Origin of the sequence: Amycolatopsis azurea DSM 43854, assembly GCF_001995215.1 — a bacterium.
Taxonomy (GTDB): Bacteria; Actinomycetota; Actinomycetes; order Mycobacteriales; family Pseudonocardiaceae; genus Amycolatopsis; species Amycolatopsis azurea.
In genome coordinates this window covers 33392-48426 of the sequence record NZ_MUXN01000039.1, presented here as the reverse complement: position 1 = coordinate 48426, position 15035 = coordinate 33392, and the positions used below count along the sequence as shown (strand labels likewise).

At 69.4% G+C, this 15035-nt stretch carries 17 protein-coding genes; 9 read left to right on the top strand and 8 right to left on the bottom strand.

Annotated features, from left to right (window positions below; all coding sequences use genetic code 11):
- Positions 1-126: 126 nt before the first annotated feature.
- Both B0293_RS42120 and B0293_RS42115 read right to left on the bottom strand, forming a co-directional pair.
- Entirely contained in the window at positions 127-870 is a 744-nt protein-coding gene (locus tag B0293_RS42120; protein WP_005166682.1) for an isocitrate lyase/PEP mutase family protein, read from the bottom strand.
- A complete protein-coding gene (locus B0293_RS42115; RefSeq protein ID WP_005166683.1) occupies positions 867-1331 on the bottom strand; it encodes a carboxymuconolactone decarboxylase family protein in 465 nt (154 codons plus the stop codon). Before B0293_RS42115 ends, B0293_RS42120 begins: the two co-directional genes overlap by 4 nt.
- A gap of 46 nt (positions 1332-1377) precedes the next feature.
- Between B0293_RS42115 and pdxR the strand changes: the two genes are divergently transcribed.
- Entirely contained in the window at positions 1378-2757 is a 1380-nt protein-coding gene (pdxR, locus tag B0293_RS42110; protein WP_039919673.1) for a MocR-like pyridoxine biosynthesis transcription factor PdxR, read from the top strand.
- Here the strand turns inward: pdxR and B0293_RS42105 are convergent.
- Entirely contained in the window at positions 2754-3434 is a 681-nt protein-coding gene (locus B0293_RS42105) for a peptidylprolyl isomerase (protein ID WP_052014617.1), read from the bottom strand. The genes pdxR and B0293_RS42105 overlap by 4 nt on opposite strands.
- Positions 3435-3580: 146 nt before the next feature.
- Here B0293_RS42105 and B0293_RS42100 point away from each other — a divergent pair, with 146 nt between their 5' ends.
- The 3 genes from B0293_RS42100 to B0293_RS42090 all read left to right on the top strand — a co-directional run bounded on the left by B0293_RS42100 (position 3581) and on the right by B0293_RS42090 (position 5030).
- Positions 3581-4168, top strand: coding sequence for a hypothetical protein (locus B0293_RS42100; protein ID WP_005166687.1), 588 nt, complete (start codon positions 3581-3583; stop codon positions 4166-4168).
- 138 nt (positions 4169-4306) lie between these two features.
- Positions 4307-4660 (top strand): beta/gamma crystallin domain-containing protein, encoded by a 354-nt coding sequence (locus tag B0293_RS42095; protein WP_005166688.1) that lies wholly within the window; start codon positions 4307-4309, stop codon positions 4658-4660.
- Positions 4661-4676: 16 nt separating this feature from the next.
- Positions 4677-5030 carry a beta/gamma crystallin domain-containing protein gene (locus tag B0293_RS42090; protein ID WP_005166689.1) on the top strand — a complete coding sequence of 118 codons (354 nt, stop codon included), beginning with the start codon at positions 4677-4679 and terminating at the stop codon, positions 5028-5030.
- Positions 5031-5306: 276 nt separating this feature from the next.
- Here the strand turns inward: B0293_RS42090 and meaB are convergent, their stop codons facing one another.
- A complete protein-coding gene (gene meaB, locus B0293_RS42085) occupies positions 5307-6275 on the bottom strand; it encodes a methylmalonyl Co-A mutase-associated GTPase MeaB (RefSeq protein ID WP_005166690.1) in 969 nt (322 codons plus the stop codon).
- 5 nt (positions 6276-6280) lie between these two features.
- Entirely contained in the window at positions 6281-7462 is a 1182-nt protein-coding gene (locus B0293_RS42080; protein ID WP_005166691.1) for an acetyl-CoA C-acetyltransferase, read from the bottom strand.
- Positions 7463-7593: 131 nt separating this feature from the next.
- On the opposite strand from B0293_RS42080, the gene mce reads away from it, so the two are divergent.
- Complete coding sequence (gene mce / locus B0293_RS42075; RefSeq protein WP_005166692.1) at positions 7594-8043, top strand: methylmalonyl-CoA epimerase; 450 nt, start codon at positions 7594-7596, stop codon at positions 8041-8043.
- On the opposite strand, the gene B0293_RS42070 is transcribed toward mce, so the two are convergent.
- Both B0293_RS42070 and B0293_RS42065 read right to left on the bottom strand, forming a co-directional pair.
- Positions 8037-8600: a TetR/AcrR family transcriptional regulator gene (locus B0293_RS42070; RefSeq protein WP_005166693.1), complete on the bottom strand. Its 564-nt coding sequence runs from the start codon at positions 8598-8600 to the stop codon at positions 8037-8039. The two genes, mce and B0293_RS42070, sit on opposite strands and share 7 nt — an antisense overlap.
- 16 nt (positions 8601-8616) lie before the next feature.
- Positions 8617-8985, bottom strand: coding sequence for an SPW repeat protein (locus B0293_RS42065; protein WP_039919674.1), 369 nt, complete (start codon positions 8983-8985; stop codon positions 8617-8619).
- A gap of 203 nt (positions 8986-9188) precedes the next feature.
- On the opposite strand from B0293_RS42065, the gene ccrA reads away from it, so the two are divergent.
- From ccrA to B0293_RS42045, 4 genes are all read left to right on the top strand, one after another.
- Positions 9189-10529 carry a crotonyl-CoA carboxylase/reductase gene (gene ccrA, locus B0293_RS42060; protein WP_005166696.1) on the top strand — a complete coding sequence of 447 codons (1341 nt, stop codon included), beginning with the start codon at positions 9189-9191 and terminating at the stop codon, positions 10527-10529.
- Positions 10530-10633: 104 nt separating this feature from the next.
- Positions 10634-11743, top strand: a complete 1110-nt coding sequence (locus B0293_RS42055) for a coiled-coil domain-containing protein (RefSeq protein WP_005166697.1) — start codon at positions 10634-10636, stop codon at positions 11741-11743.
- 105 nt (positions 11744-11848) lie between these two features.
- On the top strand, positions 11849-12298 hold the full coding sequence (locus tag B0293_RS42050; RefSeq protein WP_005166698.1) for a universal stress protein: 450 nt from the start codon (positions 11849-11851) through the stop codon (positions 12296-12298).
- Entirely contained in the window at positions 12298-13440 is a 1143-nt protein-coding gene (locus B0293_RS42045; RefSeq protein ID WP_005166699.1) for an adenylate/guanylate cyclase domain-containing protein, read from the top strand. The genes B0293_RS42050 and B0293_RS42045 overlap by 1 nt, the downstream gene beginning before the upstream one ends.
- A gap of 349 nt (positions 13441-13789) precedes the next feature.
- Here B0293_RS42045 and B0293_RS42040 read toward each other — a convergent pair whose 3' ends face one another.
- Positions 13790-15022, bottom strand: a complete 1233-nt coding sequence (locus B0293_RS42040) for an aldehyde dehydrogenase family protein (protein WP_005166701.1) — start codon at positions 15020-15022, stop codon at positions 13790-13792.
- Positions 15023-15035: the final 13 nt, after the last annotated feature.

Genomic DNA, 15035 nt, shown 5'->3' with positions numbered 1-15035 from the left:
ACGCCGAGATGGAGGTCCGGTCCCTGACCGGCGCGGGCGCCGAAAAGGCGGTCGCCCACTGATCGCCGGGACGGTGCGGCCGGCATCCAACGCCCCCGGCCGCACCGTCCCGGTTCCCATTTCCCTTTAGTAGGGCAGCTTTCCGGCCGCGAGCCCGGTCAGTTTCGCCCGGAGATCGGCGCGGACCGACTGCCACAGCCCGGTGCCCAGCGAGATCCGCGCTACCCCCAGTGCGGCGAGCGCGGAGAGGTCTGGGCCACCCGGAATCGGCGCGGCGTTGACCGCCCGCGGACCGATCGCTTTCACGAACTCGCCGAGTACGTCCGGCGATTTCACCAGGATCGGATAGACGCAGTCCGCCCCGGCCTCGAAGTACGCCTCGGCCCGCGCGATCCCCTCTTCCAGAACGGCCTGTTCGTCGGACGCGCCGAAGAAGACGTCGACGCGGGCGTTGATCACCAGCGCGTCCCCGGCGGCCTTGCGCAGTTCCGCGATCAGGTCCGCCTGCGTCTCCAGCGGGCGAAGTCCACCGTTCGGGTGATCGGTGTCCTCGTAGTTGCAGCCGACGGCACCCGCCTCGGCCAGTCTCGTCGCGAGTTCTCCCGCTTCGAGCCCGTAGCCGCCTTCCGCGTCGACGGTCACCGGAACCGAGACCGCCCGCGCGATCCTCGCCGCCGCCGCGAACATCTCGTCGATGGGCGCGTTCTCCCCGTCGTCGTACCCGAGGGCTTTGGCGACGGCGTGGGAACTCGTCGCCACGACGGGGAACCCGGCGGCTTCCACGAGATGCGCGCTGTCGGCGTCCCACGCGTTCGGCAGGAGGAGCGGCTCGCCGGAGACGTGCAGCTCCCGAAGCCGCGCCGCGGTCATTCGGCGCGCTCGGGCAGCGGCGCGTGGCTGGTCACGCACATCCGGTTCCAGCTGTTGATCGCGATGATCTCCCACGCGACCGCGCGGTACTGCGCCTCGTCGAAGACCCGTGTCGCCTCTTCGTAGACGTCGTCCGGGACGTCGTGGAGGGTGGCGACGTTGGTCATCGCCTCGGTCAGCGCCAGCGCGGCACGCTCCTGCTCGGTGAAGAGTTCGGTCTCGCGCCAGCCCTGCAGCACGTACAGCCGCCGCGGCGACTCGCCCTGCTGCACTGCGTCGTGGGAGTGCATGTCGAGGCAGAACGCGCAGTGGTTGATCTGCGACGCGCGCATCTTCACCAGTTCGAGGATCTTCTGATCGACACCGGCGTTGGCGGCGGCCTTCTCGACTTCGGCCTGCAGCTTCGACATGGCCTGGTAGATCTCGGGCACTCGCTTGCCCAGGTGGATTCGCTCGGTCATACCGGTGAATCTAGCGGCGACTGGCCCACGAGTATGGTCCAGTCACATGGCAGAATCATGGTCCAGTTCGGGAATGGACGTCCACCTGGACTGGCGACCCGAGAGCGGCCGGACCGGGCTCGCCGCGGCGATCCGCGCGGCCATCCGGGAAGGACGCTGGCAGGCGGGCGCCGCGGTGCCCTCGACCAGGGCGCTGGCGCAGGATCTCGGGGTGGCCAGGGGCACGATCACCCGGGTCTACGCCGATCTCGCGGCCGAGGGGTACCTGCGGACCGCGCAGGGCGCCCCGACCCGCGTCGCGACGGCGGGCGCGCTGCCGGCGTCACCGCCGAGGCCGGTCCCCCGCGACCCGGCGCCGCGCTGGGATCTGCGTCCCGGCAGGCCGAACCTGTCCGCGTTCCCCCGGTCGGCCTGGCTCTCGGCGACCCGCCGGGCCCTGCACCAGGCGCCGATGTCGGCGTTCGACTACACGGGCGAGTCCGGCGCGAAGGAACTGCGGGAAACGCTCGCCGCGTATCTGGCGAGGAGCCGCGGCGTGATCGCCGATCCCGAGCGCATCCTGGTGTGCTCCGGGTTCTCGCACGCGATCGCGATCCTGGCGCGGGTCCTGCACGCGCGCGGTGCGGAGGAGATCGCGTTCGAGAACCCGTCCCTGCACATCTACCGGAACATCGCCGCCGCCAACGGGGCGCGGGTGGTCGGGGTCCCGGTCGACGACCACGGGGTCGAAGTGTCCGCTTTGGACAGTCCGGCGGTGGTGGTCACCCCGGCGCACCAGTACCCGCTGGGTGTCACGCTCGCTCCTCGGCGACGGGCGGAACTCACCCGGTGGGCGGAAGAGACCGGCGCCGTCGTCATCGAGGACGACTACGACGGCGAGTTCCGGTTCGACCACCAGCAGGTCGGCGCGCTCCAGGCGCTGGCACCCGAACGGGTCGTGTACGTGGGGACGACGAGCAAGACGCTCGCGCCGTCGCTGCGGCTGGGCTGGATGGTGCTGCCGCGGTTCCTGGTCGAGCCGGTGCGCGCGGAGCTGGCCGCGAGCGGCGCCCGGCCCGCGCTGCTGGACCAGCTGGCGCTGGCCGAACTGATCGAGTCGGGCGCCTACGACCAGCACATCCGCCGCTGCCGGATCGAGTACCGCTCGCGGCGGGACCGGCTGCTGGCGGCGTTGCCGGATTCCGTGCTGCCACAGGGGATCTCCGCCGGGCTGCACCTGGTCCTCCAGTTCCCCGGTGAGCTGCCCAGGGAAATGGAGGTGATCGCCGCCTGCCGCCGGCGCGCTATCGGGCTCGAAGGGCTCAGCGGCTACTGGATGGGCGAGCCGCAGCGTGAAGGGCTCATCATCGGGTACGGCGCCGCCGCGAAGCACGCTTTCGGCGGCGCCACCCAGGCCTTGCGCGAGGCCATCTTCGAGGTCACCTAGCAGAACCAGGGGCGCGCCCGGAGGATGTCGGTCTTCAGGACGGGGGCGCCGTCGACCGGGGCGGGGTTCTCCGGGGTCGGCTTGATCCCACCGGCGGCGACGTCGTCGAGGGTTTCGAGGCCTTCGTGGCCGACGGTGCCGAAGATCGTGTAGTTCGGGCGCAGCGCGGAGTCGCCGTACACGACGAAGAACTGGCTGCCGTTCGTCGCCGGGCCCGCGTTGGCCATCGCGAGGACGCCCCGCGCGTAGACCTTGCGTTCGCCGGTCGGGTCGGTCGGCGCGGGCGGCAGGCCGACGGGCAGTTCGTCCTTGTACTTGTAGCCGGGGCCGCCTTCGCCGGTCCCGCTCGGGTCACCGCACTGCAGCACCTTCAAGGTTGGGTACGAGGTCAGCCGGTGGCACGTCGTGCGGTCGTAGAACCGGTGCGTCGCCAGGTGCAGGAAGCTCTGCACCGTGCAGGGCGCCTTCGCCCGATCGAGGGTCAGGTCGATCTTGCCCTGGTTCGTCTTCAGCTGCACCGGCACCTTGCCCCGGTTCGGCGTGCGACGCGGGTCCGGCGGCAGCGGGACCGGGCGCACGGCCGGGTCGTCCGGTGTCTCCGTGTACTGACAAGGCCCCTTCGTGACCTTCGGCGGCGTACCCTCCGCGGACGCCGTTCCGGTACCGGCCGCGAGCATCAGCCCGGCACCCAGCACTGCGACGAAGACTTTCGCGATCCTCTGCACGGTTCCTGCCTCCCAGCCGTGGACGAAGAGGAGAGCATAGGGTGAATCCCCTCCGCTCACACAGGTCCGGAAGTAGGTGCGCGGTTAGGGTCGGAACCGTGGAGATCGCCGAACGACACCAATGGCAGCTGAACGCGTTGACCTTCCTCTACGCGTACACGCAGTACGTCCTGGTGCACGAGAGGGTCATGGCGGGGCTGTCACCGGAGAAGCCGGCCGAACTCGACAAACCGCGCATGCTCCGGCTCGCCAAGGTCGTCGACGACATGATCCTCGACTTCCGCAAGGAGGACGGGCTGAGCGACCTCGAACGGCGCCGGGTCGTCCGGCTCGCCAGGGAGATCAAGTCGCACGTCCGCGAGAAGTGGCCGCCTCGCGAACCGTCGCTGACCGAGTGGGTCGCCTCCGCCGCGGCGCACTTCTACTGCGAGGAGCACGTCAACAACGGCTACGTCCGGATGGGCCGCGTCTTCGATCCCGACATGGCCGACAGGTTCCTGGAACGTGTCGAGTTCTGCCGGGGGCAGACCGTCACGATCACGAAGTACGCCGACAAGGTCGCCGCGGGCGAAGAGCTGACGTACGGCGAGACCAACCAGCTCGAGGTCTGGAAAGAGGACGCGATCAGCCATTTGGACAACCTGGACAGCGACTTCGGCGACATCAAGATGTACGTCGAATTCTGACCGCTGCACGGACGGCCAGACTTGCCTGTCCCAAAGCACCCGTGAAGCGGGCGGGAAATTGACACCGCCGGTCCCTGATCGAGATGCTCGACAGTGCACGATGCACACTCCTTTTTCCCTTCACTAAAGGAGAATTCTGTGATCTCGAGCAAGAAGAGCGCGGGCCGGATCGCGGCCATGGCGGCCGCCGCTGCCGCCATGTTCTCGATGGTCGTCCCGACCGGGACGTCGTTCGCCATCGACCACATCCCCTGCCGCGCCGGGGAGAACTTCCTGAAGATCTGGTCGCATCTCGACGGCCGGGACAGCGTGGACTGCTACGCCAACCGCGGCAGGATCGGGTTCGGCGGCTGGTGGGTGGACAAGATCGAGACGGGCAACAACGACCTGATCTACAGCGACGCCAACGGCGATTCGGTGAGAGTCAACCGGTGGACGATCATCACGTACCCGAACCGCCCGCCGCGGGTCAACTACATCGAGATCCTCTGACCTCGAAGGAGAAACCATGATCTCGACCAAGAAGAAGGCGCGGCGTGTCCTGGCCGCGGCGGCCGCCGCTGCCGCCGCGTTCAGCCTGCTCGTACCGACCGGGACCTCGTTCGCCATCGACCACATCCCTTGCCGGGACGGCGAGAACTTCCTGAAGATCTGGTCCCACCTCGGCGGGAGCAGCAGTGTCGACTGCTACGCCAACAAGGGAAGGATCAGTTTCGGGGGCTGGTGGATCGACCGGATCTACACCGGCAACAACGACCTGATCTACTACGACAGCAATGGCTCGGACGTCAGAATCAATAGATGGACCGATATCAGTTTCCCGAATCGTCCGCCGAAGGTCCGCGTCATCGAAATCCTCTGAACGAACCTCGGACTGGACCCGCATTTGCCTACCCGCTGCCGACCTGACGAGTGTGTCGGGATCGCTCCCGTCCGGCAGCCGGGGCACTCAGAGGACTCACTGCGCCATGTCGCGAAAGCCACTTTCAGGACGTCTGGTGTCCCGAAAGTGGCTTTCGCGACACTCGATGCCGCCGGAACCGCTGGGGCTGGGTGGTCGTGATGCGAAAGCCACTTTCGCAACCCTCAACGTTGCGAAAGCGGCTTTCGCAACCCGCGCTGGGACGACACTTACCACTCACGAGTCCCGAAGGTCCGCGATGAGTTCCGCGGCCGCCGCGAACGGGTCGAGCTTTCGCGCCACCACCCGTTCGGCCAATTCGGCGAGCCGGTCGCCGGAGCGCAGGTCGACGATCTCCGCGCGCAGCCGCTGGACGGCGATCGCCTCGACCTCGTCCCGGGCCCGTGCCGCGCGGCGCCGGGGCAGTTCGTCGCGCTGGACCAGCCAGTCGTGGTGTTCGCCGAGCGCGCGGACGACGTCGTCGACACCCTCGCCGCGCGAAGCCACCGTTCGCACGATCGGCTGACGCCAGCTCGGACCGCGGATTTCCCGGCGTACCAAGGAGATCATCTGCTTGAGGTCGTGGACGGTCGCGTCCGCGCCCTCGCGGTCCGCCTTGTTGACGACGAACACGTCCGCGATCTCCAGCACGCCCGCCTTCGCCGCCTGGATCCCGTCGCCCATCCCGGGCGCGAGCAGGACCACGGTGGTGTCGGCCAGTTTCACGACGTCCACTTCGGACTGTCCGACGCCGACGGTCTCGATCAGCACGACGTCGAACCCGGCCGCGTCGAGCACGCGGACCGCCTGCGGCGTCGCCCAGGAAAGCCCGCCGAGATGCCCGCGGGTGGCCATGGAACGGATGAACACGCCGGGATCGGTGGCGTGTTCGGTCATCCGGATCCGGTCGCCGAGCAGCGCTCCGCCGGAGAACGGCGACGACGGGTCGATCGCCAGCACCCCGACCCGCAGCCCCTGCGCCCGCAAGGCCGTGAGCAGCGCGGACGTCGATGTCGACTTGCCGACACCGGGCGGACCGGTCAGCCCGACGACCCGTGCGGTGCCGGTGTGCGGTGTCAGCTTCGCCGCGACCTCGGGCAACCGCGGATGGGCGTCCTCGACCAGCGACAGCAACCGGGCGATCGCGCGGGGGACGCCGTCCCGCGCGCGACCGACCAGTTCGTCGATGTCCAGCTGTACCGGCAAGGGCTTTACGGGACGCGGAGCAGCAGCGCGTCGCCCTGGCCGCCGCCACCGCAGAGGGCGGCCGCGCCGAGGCCACCGCCGCGACGGCGGAGTTCGTGGATCAGGTGCACGGCGAGCCGCGCGCCGGACGCGCCGATCGGGTGACCGAGGGCGATGGCGCCGCCGTCGACGTTGACCTTCTCCGGGTCGAGGCCGAGCTTGTCGGCCGAAACCAGGCCGACGGCGGCGAACGCCTCGTTGATCTCGACGAGGTCGAGCGCGTCCGCGGTCAGCTTCTCCTTGGCCAGCGCGGCCAGGATCGCGTTCGACGGCTGTTCGTGCAGGCTGGCGTCCGGGCCGGCGACCACACCGTGCGCGCCGATCTCGGCGAGCAGGGTCAGGCCCAGTTCCTCGGCCTTGGCCTTGCTCGCGACGATGACCGCGGCCGCGCCGTCGGAGATCTGCGAGGCCGAACCGGCGGTGATGGTGCCGTCGGAGGCGAAGGCGGGACGCAGCTTCGCGAGACCTTCGGCGGTCGTGTCGGCGCGGACGCCTTCGTCCTTGGAGAAGACGACCGGGTCGCCCTTGCGCTGCGGGATCGACACCGGCGCGATCTCGGCGTCGAACCGGCCCGCCTCGATGGCCGCGGCGGCGCGCTGGTGCGAACGCGCGGAGAACTCGTCCTGCTGCTCGCGGGTGATGCCGTAGCGGCTGTTGTACTTCTCCGTCGAGGAGCCCATCGCGACCTGGTCGAAGGCGCAGAACAGACCGTCGTAGGCCATGTGGTCGACGAGCGTGGTGTCGCCGTACTTGAAGCCCGCGCGGGACTTCGGCAGCAGGTGCGGCGACTGGGTCATCGACTCCTGGCCGCCCGCCACGATCAGGTCGAACTCGCCCGCGCGGATGAGCTGGTCGGCGAGCGCGATGGCGTCGAGACCGGAGAGGCAGACCTTGTTGATGGTCAGCGCCGGGACGCTCATCGGGATACCGGCGGCGACCGCGGCCTGGCGGGCCGGGATCTGGCCCGCGCCGGCGGTGAGCACCTGGCCCATGATCGTGTACTGGACCGCGTCCGGCGAGACACCGGCCTGCTCCAGCGCCGCCTTGATGGCGAATCCGCCGAGTTGCGCGCCCGAGAAGTCCTTCAGGGAACCGAGCAATCGCCCGATCGGTGTACGGGCGGCACCCAGGATCACGGAACCGGACACGGCGTCCTCCAAGCATCGGCGCAAGGGCAAAGGGGGTCTTCGCGACCATACCCGGGTCACGGGCGTCTTGATGGAGCCAGTGTGAGGCGGCGCACGCCGGTCCGCCCGTCCGCGCACCTATCCTGCTCTGCATGAACCAGGCGCTGAAACCGTTCGTGACCGCCATCGACCACGTCGGCATCGCGGTACCCGACCTCGACGCCGCGATCGCCTTCCACGCCGAGCATTTCGGCCTGGAGGTCGCGCACGAGGAGGTCAACGAGGAGCAGGGCGTCCGCGAGGCGATGCTGCGCGCGCCGGGCACCGCCGGGACCGAGACCGCGATCCAGCTCCTCGCGCCGCTGCGCGACGATTCCGCGATCGGCAAGTTCCTCGCCAAGAGCGGCCCCGGGTTGCAGCAGCTGGCGTACCGAGTGTCCGATGTGGACGCCGCCGCCGCGGCACTGCGCGCGCAGGGACTCCGGCTGCTCTACGACGAGGCGAAGCGCGGCACGTCCGACAGCCGGGTGAACTTCGTCCACCCCAAGGACGCCGGCGGTGTGCTGGTGGAACTGGTCGAGCCCGCCAAAGACGGTCACTGACCTCGCGTCAGCGCGGCGGCGATGAAGAGGACCTCGCGATCGATCTCGGCGGGGTCCCCGTCCTCGTTGTGCCGCGCGGTCGCGTGGCGATGACTGACCGCCCGCGCCAGCAGTCCCGACGCCGAATCGACGTCCGCGATCGCGAGTTTGCCGCCGGTCGCGGCGACGATCACCGCCTTCACCTGGCGGACGAGTTGCTGGAACCGTTCGGCCAGCGCGTCGCGGACCGCGCGGTGCGTGTCGGCCTCGCGCCACAACAGATGTGACAGCGCCAAGGACCGGTTGAACCGCCTGTCCAGTTCCATGACGAGGCCGCGCAGGCTGCCCGCCAGGTCGCCGGGCACCACCACGACGGCCGGTTCGATGCGGGCGTCGGGCAGTTCGGCGACCAGCGCGGCCAGCAGATCCGACTTGCGCCGGAAGTAGTAGTGCACCAGGCCCTTGGGCACGCCCGCCCGTTCGGCGATCCGTGACGTGGGCGTGGCGTCGAAACCGGATTCGGCGAACAGCGCCTCCGCGGCCCGCAGGATGCGCTGCTTCGCCGAATCCTCTTTCACGCCGTCTCCTTTTGCGTCAGTGCTGTCCCGCCGTCTTGTGCGTCGCCTGGGCGATCGGCATCGCGGCCGCCCCGGCCACCACGGTCAGGACGCCGCCGACCCAGGCGGTCCAGGACGCGCCCATGAAGGTGGCGAATCCCATCACCCAAGGTGAAACGAACAGCAGCGCGCCCAGGACGATCTGAATGCCTTCGCCGTAGACCATGCCAGGCATCGCGAGCGACGCGAGGCCGTCGAGAGCGATCAGGGCGCCGAGGACGATCAGCGACCACATGGCGATGTTGTCCGTGGTCATCCAGAGGGGTGAAAGCGCGACGACGACACCGATGACCACCTCCGCCCAGTCATGAGGGCGGGTCCAGGGGCGCGTCGTGGGTTCGTTCATGCGTGCTCACCTCCGAAATTCGGCTGAACCTGCAGGTCGGAGAGATCTCCGCTCCCCATGCTCCGCTTGGTTGGCCGGCCGGTCAAGACCGGTCGATAACACTTCGGGACGGGTACGTGCTCCACGTCTCGTCCGGTTGTGGTCTTGGTTACCGGTGAGTAATTTGTTGCGCCTACGCCGTCCCCCCAATCGCGGAGGTTCCGATGTCGCAGCTCGGCGAGATCCAGCAGGCCATTCTCAACGATGACCTCGGCGCCGTGGCGTCGCTCGACGTGCCGGAGTCCTACCGCGGCGTCACCGTGCACAAGGACGAGGCCGACATGTTCCAGGGCCTCGAAAGCCGGGACAAGGACCCGCGCAAGTCGCTGCACGTGGACGACGTCCCGACCCCGGAACTGGGCCCCGGCGAGGCGCTGGTCGCGGTCATGGCGAGCGCGATCAACTACAACACCGTCTGGACCTCGATCTTCGAGCCGGTCTCGACGTTCAAGTTCCTGGAGCGCTACGGGCGGCTTTCGCCGCTTTCGAAGCGCCACGACCTGCCGTACCACGTCGTCGGCTCGGATCTTTCCGGTGTCGTGCTGCGGACCGGCGTCGGCGTGCACAACTGGAAGCCGGGCGACGAGGTCGTCGCGCACTGCCTCAACGTCGAACTCGAGGGCCCGGACGGGCACAACGACACGATGCTCGACACCGAGCAGCGGATCTGGGGTTTCGAAACGAATTTCGGTGGTCTCGCCGAGATCGCGCTGGTCAAGGCGAACCAGCTGATGCCGAAGCCGGACCACCTCACCTGGGAAGAGGCCGCGTCCCCCGGCCTGGTGAACTCCACGGCCTACCGCCAGCTCGTCTCGCGCAACGGCGCGGACATGAAGCAGGGCGACGTCGTGCTGATCTGGGGCGCTTCGGGAGGCCTCGGCTCCTACGCGACGCAGTACGCGCTCAACGGCGGCGCGATCCCGGTGTGCGTGGTCTCCAGCCCCGAAAAGGCGGAGATCTGCCGGAAGCTGGGCGCGGAGCTGATCATCGACCGCAACGCCGAGGGCTACAAGTTCTGGAAGGACGACGACAACCAGGACCCGAAGGAGTGGCAGCGGTTCGGCAAGAAGATCCGCGAGCTGACCGGCGGCGAGGACCCGGACATCGTGTTCGAGCACCCGGGCCGCGAGACCTTCGGCGCTTCGGTCTACGCCGCGCGCAAGGGCGGGACGATCGTCACGTGCGCGTCGACGTCCGGGTTCATGCACCAGTACGACAACCGCTATCTGTGGATGAACCTGAAGCGGATCATCGGCAGCCACTTCGCGAACTACCGCGAATCGTGGGAGGCGAACCGGCTGATCTCGAAAGGTCTGATCCATCCGACGCTGTCGAAGACCTACGCGCTCGAAGACACCGGTCAGGCCGCGCTGGACGTGCACCGCAACGCCCACCAGGGCAAGGTCGGCGTGCTCGCCCTCGCGCCGGAAGAAGGTCTGGGCGTCCGGAACCACGAGCTGCGCGAAAAGCACATCGACGGGATCAACGCGTTCCGGAACGTTTAGCGCGCCAGAACGCGCTTTCGCCGCGCGTTGCGTGGGTGCTCACCCTTCCGTGACCGCTGCTCGACTACGGTAGAAGGATGAGCCTTGGCGAGGAACGGGAGCTAGTGCCGCTGGGAGCCGGCTTCGACGTGGCGAAGCGCGGTTACAGCCGTGCGCAGGTCGACGAGCATCTCGAACGGCTTGACGCCGATCTGAAGATGCTCACCGCCGATCGCGATGCCGCCATCGGACAGGCGGGCGACCTGGCACGGCAGCTGGAGATCGCGCGCGGCGAGATCGCGGACCTGCGCGGGCAGGTCGACAGGCTCGCCCAGCCGCCCACGAGCGTCGAAGGCCTGTCCGAGCGGCTGCAGCGCATGCTGCGGCTCGCACAGGACGAAGCCGCCGACACCAAGGCACGCGCGGAAGCCGAAGCCGGGCACATCCGCGCCAAGGCGGAGACCGACGCGAGCGCCATGCGGGCCCGCTACGAGCAGCTGCTCAACGAGCTCGACCTCCGCCGCAAGGAGATGGAGGCCGAGCACCGCGGGGTGCTGGAGAAGGCCCGCGCCGACGCGAAGGACATCACCGACAAGGCGAAGGCCGAGCGCGACAAGCTCGACGCCGAGTCGCAGCAGCGCCGCACGCAGGTCGAAGAGGACTTCGAGATCGCGATGGCGTCGCGGCGCACCGAAGCCATGCACGCGCTGGCCGAGCAGGAGGCCTCCAGCAAGGCCGAGGCCGCCCGCCGCGTCCGCGAGGCCACCGAGGACGCCGCGACCATCCGCGCGAAGGTGCTCGAAGAGGAGACGGCCGCCAAGGCCGACATCGAGCGCCGTCAGCGGGAGTCGGTCGCCGACGCCAACAAGCGCAAGCAGGACTCGATCACCGAGGCCAACGCCCGGCTCGCCGAGGCGGCCGACGAGGCACGCCGCCGCGTCCGGCAGGCCACCGAGGAGTCCAACCGGCGGATCACGCAGGCCACCGAACGGGTGGAAGCGCTGCGCAAGGTGCGCTCCAGCCTGGCCGAGCAGGTCCGCACCGCGCGGACCGCGCTCGCCGAGGCGACGCACGTGCTCGGCGACGAACCGCACGTCCCGGCGGACCTGAAGGCGAAGCCGTCGTCCGATCCGGAAGCCACCGTGCAGCTCCGGACGGCCGATGTGCCCAAGGCCACATCCGGCGCGAAGGCTTCACCGCGACCTGCGGCAGCGCAGAAACCGACTGGCGAGTAACCTTCTCACCCGACCGGGCTCACGACGGCCTGCGGGCCCGTCGGCGAGCGGTTATCGTCGCTGCTCGCGCGCAGGTGCGGGCTGTCAGATCGGTGGAGGTTGCGGATGGCTGCATATCGGACCGTGGTCGTGGGCACGGACGGATCGGATTCCTCGTTCGCCGCGGTCGACCGGGCGGCGGGTGTCGCCGGGGACTCCGGAGCGACCCTGGTCATCGTGTGCGCCTACTACCCCGCCAACAAGGGCGACGTGGAGAAGGCGCAGGACGTCCTCGGCGACGAGGCGTACCAGGTCGTGGGCTCGGCACCGGCCGAGGACACCCTCCTGTCCGCCCGTGACAGGGCGGCGAAGGCCGGCGCCAAGAACATCGACACCGCCGCGGTCGTCGGCGACCCGGTCGACTCGCTGCGCAAGGTCGTCGCCGACCGTTCCGCGGACCTGCTGGTGGTCGGCAACCGCGGGCTGAACACGCTCGCGGGCCGCATCCTGGGCTCCGTGCCGTCCGAGGTCGCGCGGAAGTCCGGGGTGGACGTGCTCATCGTCCACACCACCTGATGCCCGAACCCGGCGAGATCTCGCACGACGCGCTGCAGCAGCGCCTCGAACGGATCCTGCTCGGCGGGAAGCGCAAATACACCCGGCTCGAAGTCGCCGAGAAGGCAGGCGTTCCCGAAGAACGCTCTCGGCGGCTTTGGCGTGCGCTGGGCTTCGCGACCGTCGAGGACGACGAGGTCGTCTTCACCGACGCCGACGTGGAGGCGATCCGCACGGCGGACCAGCTGATGAACTCGGGACTGATCGACCCGAGCATCGAGCTGGCGGTGACGCGCGCCCTGGGCCAGCACCTTTCGCGGCTCGCGGAATGGCAGGTCCACATGCTGTGGACGATGATCACCGAGAACAAGGAGATCGGCAGCAGCGAACGCCAGATCGGGCGGCTCGTGGACAGGCTGCTGCCCGAGCTGCAGAAGGTGCAGGACTTCGTCTGGCGCCGCCACCTCGCCGCCTACGCCGGCCGCGCGCTGGCCATGCCGGAGGAGGACCTCGAAGCGAGGACCGAAGTGGTCGGGTTCGTCGACATGGTCGGCTACACCCGGCTGACCAGGCAGGTCGGCGAGGACGAACTGACCGACATCCTGGACCGGTTCGAATCCGTCGCCACCGAAGTGGTCGCCGACCACCGCGGTCGGATCGTGAAGATGATCGGCGACGAGGTCCTGTTCGTCGCCGATTCAGCCGTCGACGGCGCCGAGATCGCCCTCGCGCTGTCCGAACGCTCCGACGCCGACGAGACCCTGCCCGCCGTGCGCGCCGGTCTGGCGTCGGGCCGGATCCTCAGCCGGTTCGGCGACGTCTACGGCTCGGTCGTGAACCTCGCCGCACGCCTCACCTCGACCGCGCGGCCGGGCACCATCCTGGTGGACAAGGAACTCGCCACCGAACTGCTGCCGTTCCCGCAGTACGAGGTGCGCACGCGGCGGCCGGTGTCCGTGCGGGGGTACAACCGGCTGCGGCCCTCTTCGCTGCGTCGGGCACGGGAACGGCCTTCGGGCATGTTCGCGTCTTCGCAGCAGCTCGCCGCGGAGATGCTGGGGCTGGCCGAAACCGCTCCCGCCCCGGAACCCGCTCCGGACGAGGTCGAGGACGCCACCGCGGACTCCTTGCCGCCCCGGCCGAAGCGACGCCGACGCCGCTGACCCCTCCGCCGGGAGAGCAAGGGACCTTTGCTATCGCCGCCGGGGTCGTGAGTGGCGTTTCAGGTCAGACAACCGTGTCGCAGGTGCCTGCCATCGAGTGGTTTCGCGTGACTGGGCGGACGACACTCGTGATCAGCTGGACGACACAGGTGATCCGACGGACGACACGCCGTCCAGGCGGACGGTTCGCGGCGGGCCCGGCCGCGTGCGTGTGTCGTCCATCCAGTCACACGTGTCGTCCGTCGGATCACGCGTGTCGTCCGGTTAGTCACCTGAAACTCCCGGACCGAGTAGTCGTGAGTGGCGATTCGTGTTCTAACCCGAATCGCCACTCACGACCAACGCGAGGTCAGGCGGGGAGCACGGCGTACTGCCGCACATAGAGGTCGGTGTAGGTGACCGGGCCGCGCGGGCCGGGGACCTTGTCCAGGTTGATGCCGGTCTCGGGGACGGCGAGGAGCTTGAAGCCGTCGAGCAGCCGGGTGGGCGCGTTCCAGAAGACGCCGGTGCCGGTGTAGGCGTCGAAGAACGCGTCGGCGGCTTCGTTGCTTTCGGTGGCGATGCCGGCGGCCAGGCCCGAGGTCCGCTCGTTGGCGATCTCGGCCGCTTCGGGCAGGCTCGCGACCTTCGCGACGGTGACGGTCGCTTCGCGGTCGGAATCGAGCGCCCATTCGTAGCCGATGGCGTGCTCGTGCGGGGCGAGCGACGGCGTGACGCCGCGTTCGGCCAGCGCGCCGGAGATGCCGGGCCAGACGCGGTCGTGGGCGGCCTCGTGGATCAGCAGCAGGTTCAGCCGGTTGCAGACGCCGAGCCTGTCGAGGCTGTTGAAGACCAGGTCGCGCACCTTGTCGGTGTCAGCCGCTTCGTCGACGTACAGGACACCGCCGCCGTCGGCGTGGGCCAGCGTGCGGACGCCGTGGACGGCCGCCTCGGTGGCCAGCGCCCGGGTGCTGTCACCGCTGCCGCGCAGGATGACCAGCGGCACGAGGTCGGGGAACCGGACCAGCGCGGAAGCGGCCTCGCGCTCGGCGCGCGGCACCAGCTGGACGACGTCCGGGTCGATGCCCGCCTCGGTGAGCGCGGGGGCGATCACGGCCTCGCGCAGGCGCTGGGCCGAGCCGAGCGCGGCGGAGCCCGTGCGGAGGACGCCGCCGTTGCGCGACTTCACCAGCTGCGAGGCGACGTCGACCGTGACGTTCGGGCGCGCCTCGTAGTTCGCGCCGATCACGCCGACCGGACGTCGGCGCTCCACCAGCCGCAGCCCACCGTCCAAAGTGGACACGTCGACGGAGCGCTCCTGGTGCGGCGCACCGGCCAGGAGACGGAGCTGCTCGGCCATGCCGGTCAGGCGCTCAGGGGTGATGGTGAGCCTGTCGAGCAGGCCCGCGCTCATCCCGTCCTCGCGCGCCTTGGCGATGTCGGCCTGGTTCGCTTCCAGTACGACATCGGCGTGCTCGACAAGCTTGTCCGCCATGGCGTTCAGCGCGGCGTCGATCGCCTCCGCGGAGGCGGCGGCCAGCGACGGCGCGGCCCGTTTCGCCGATCGAGCGCATTCCTCGACGGCCTTGGCGACCTCGTCCATCTCCGACTCCTTC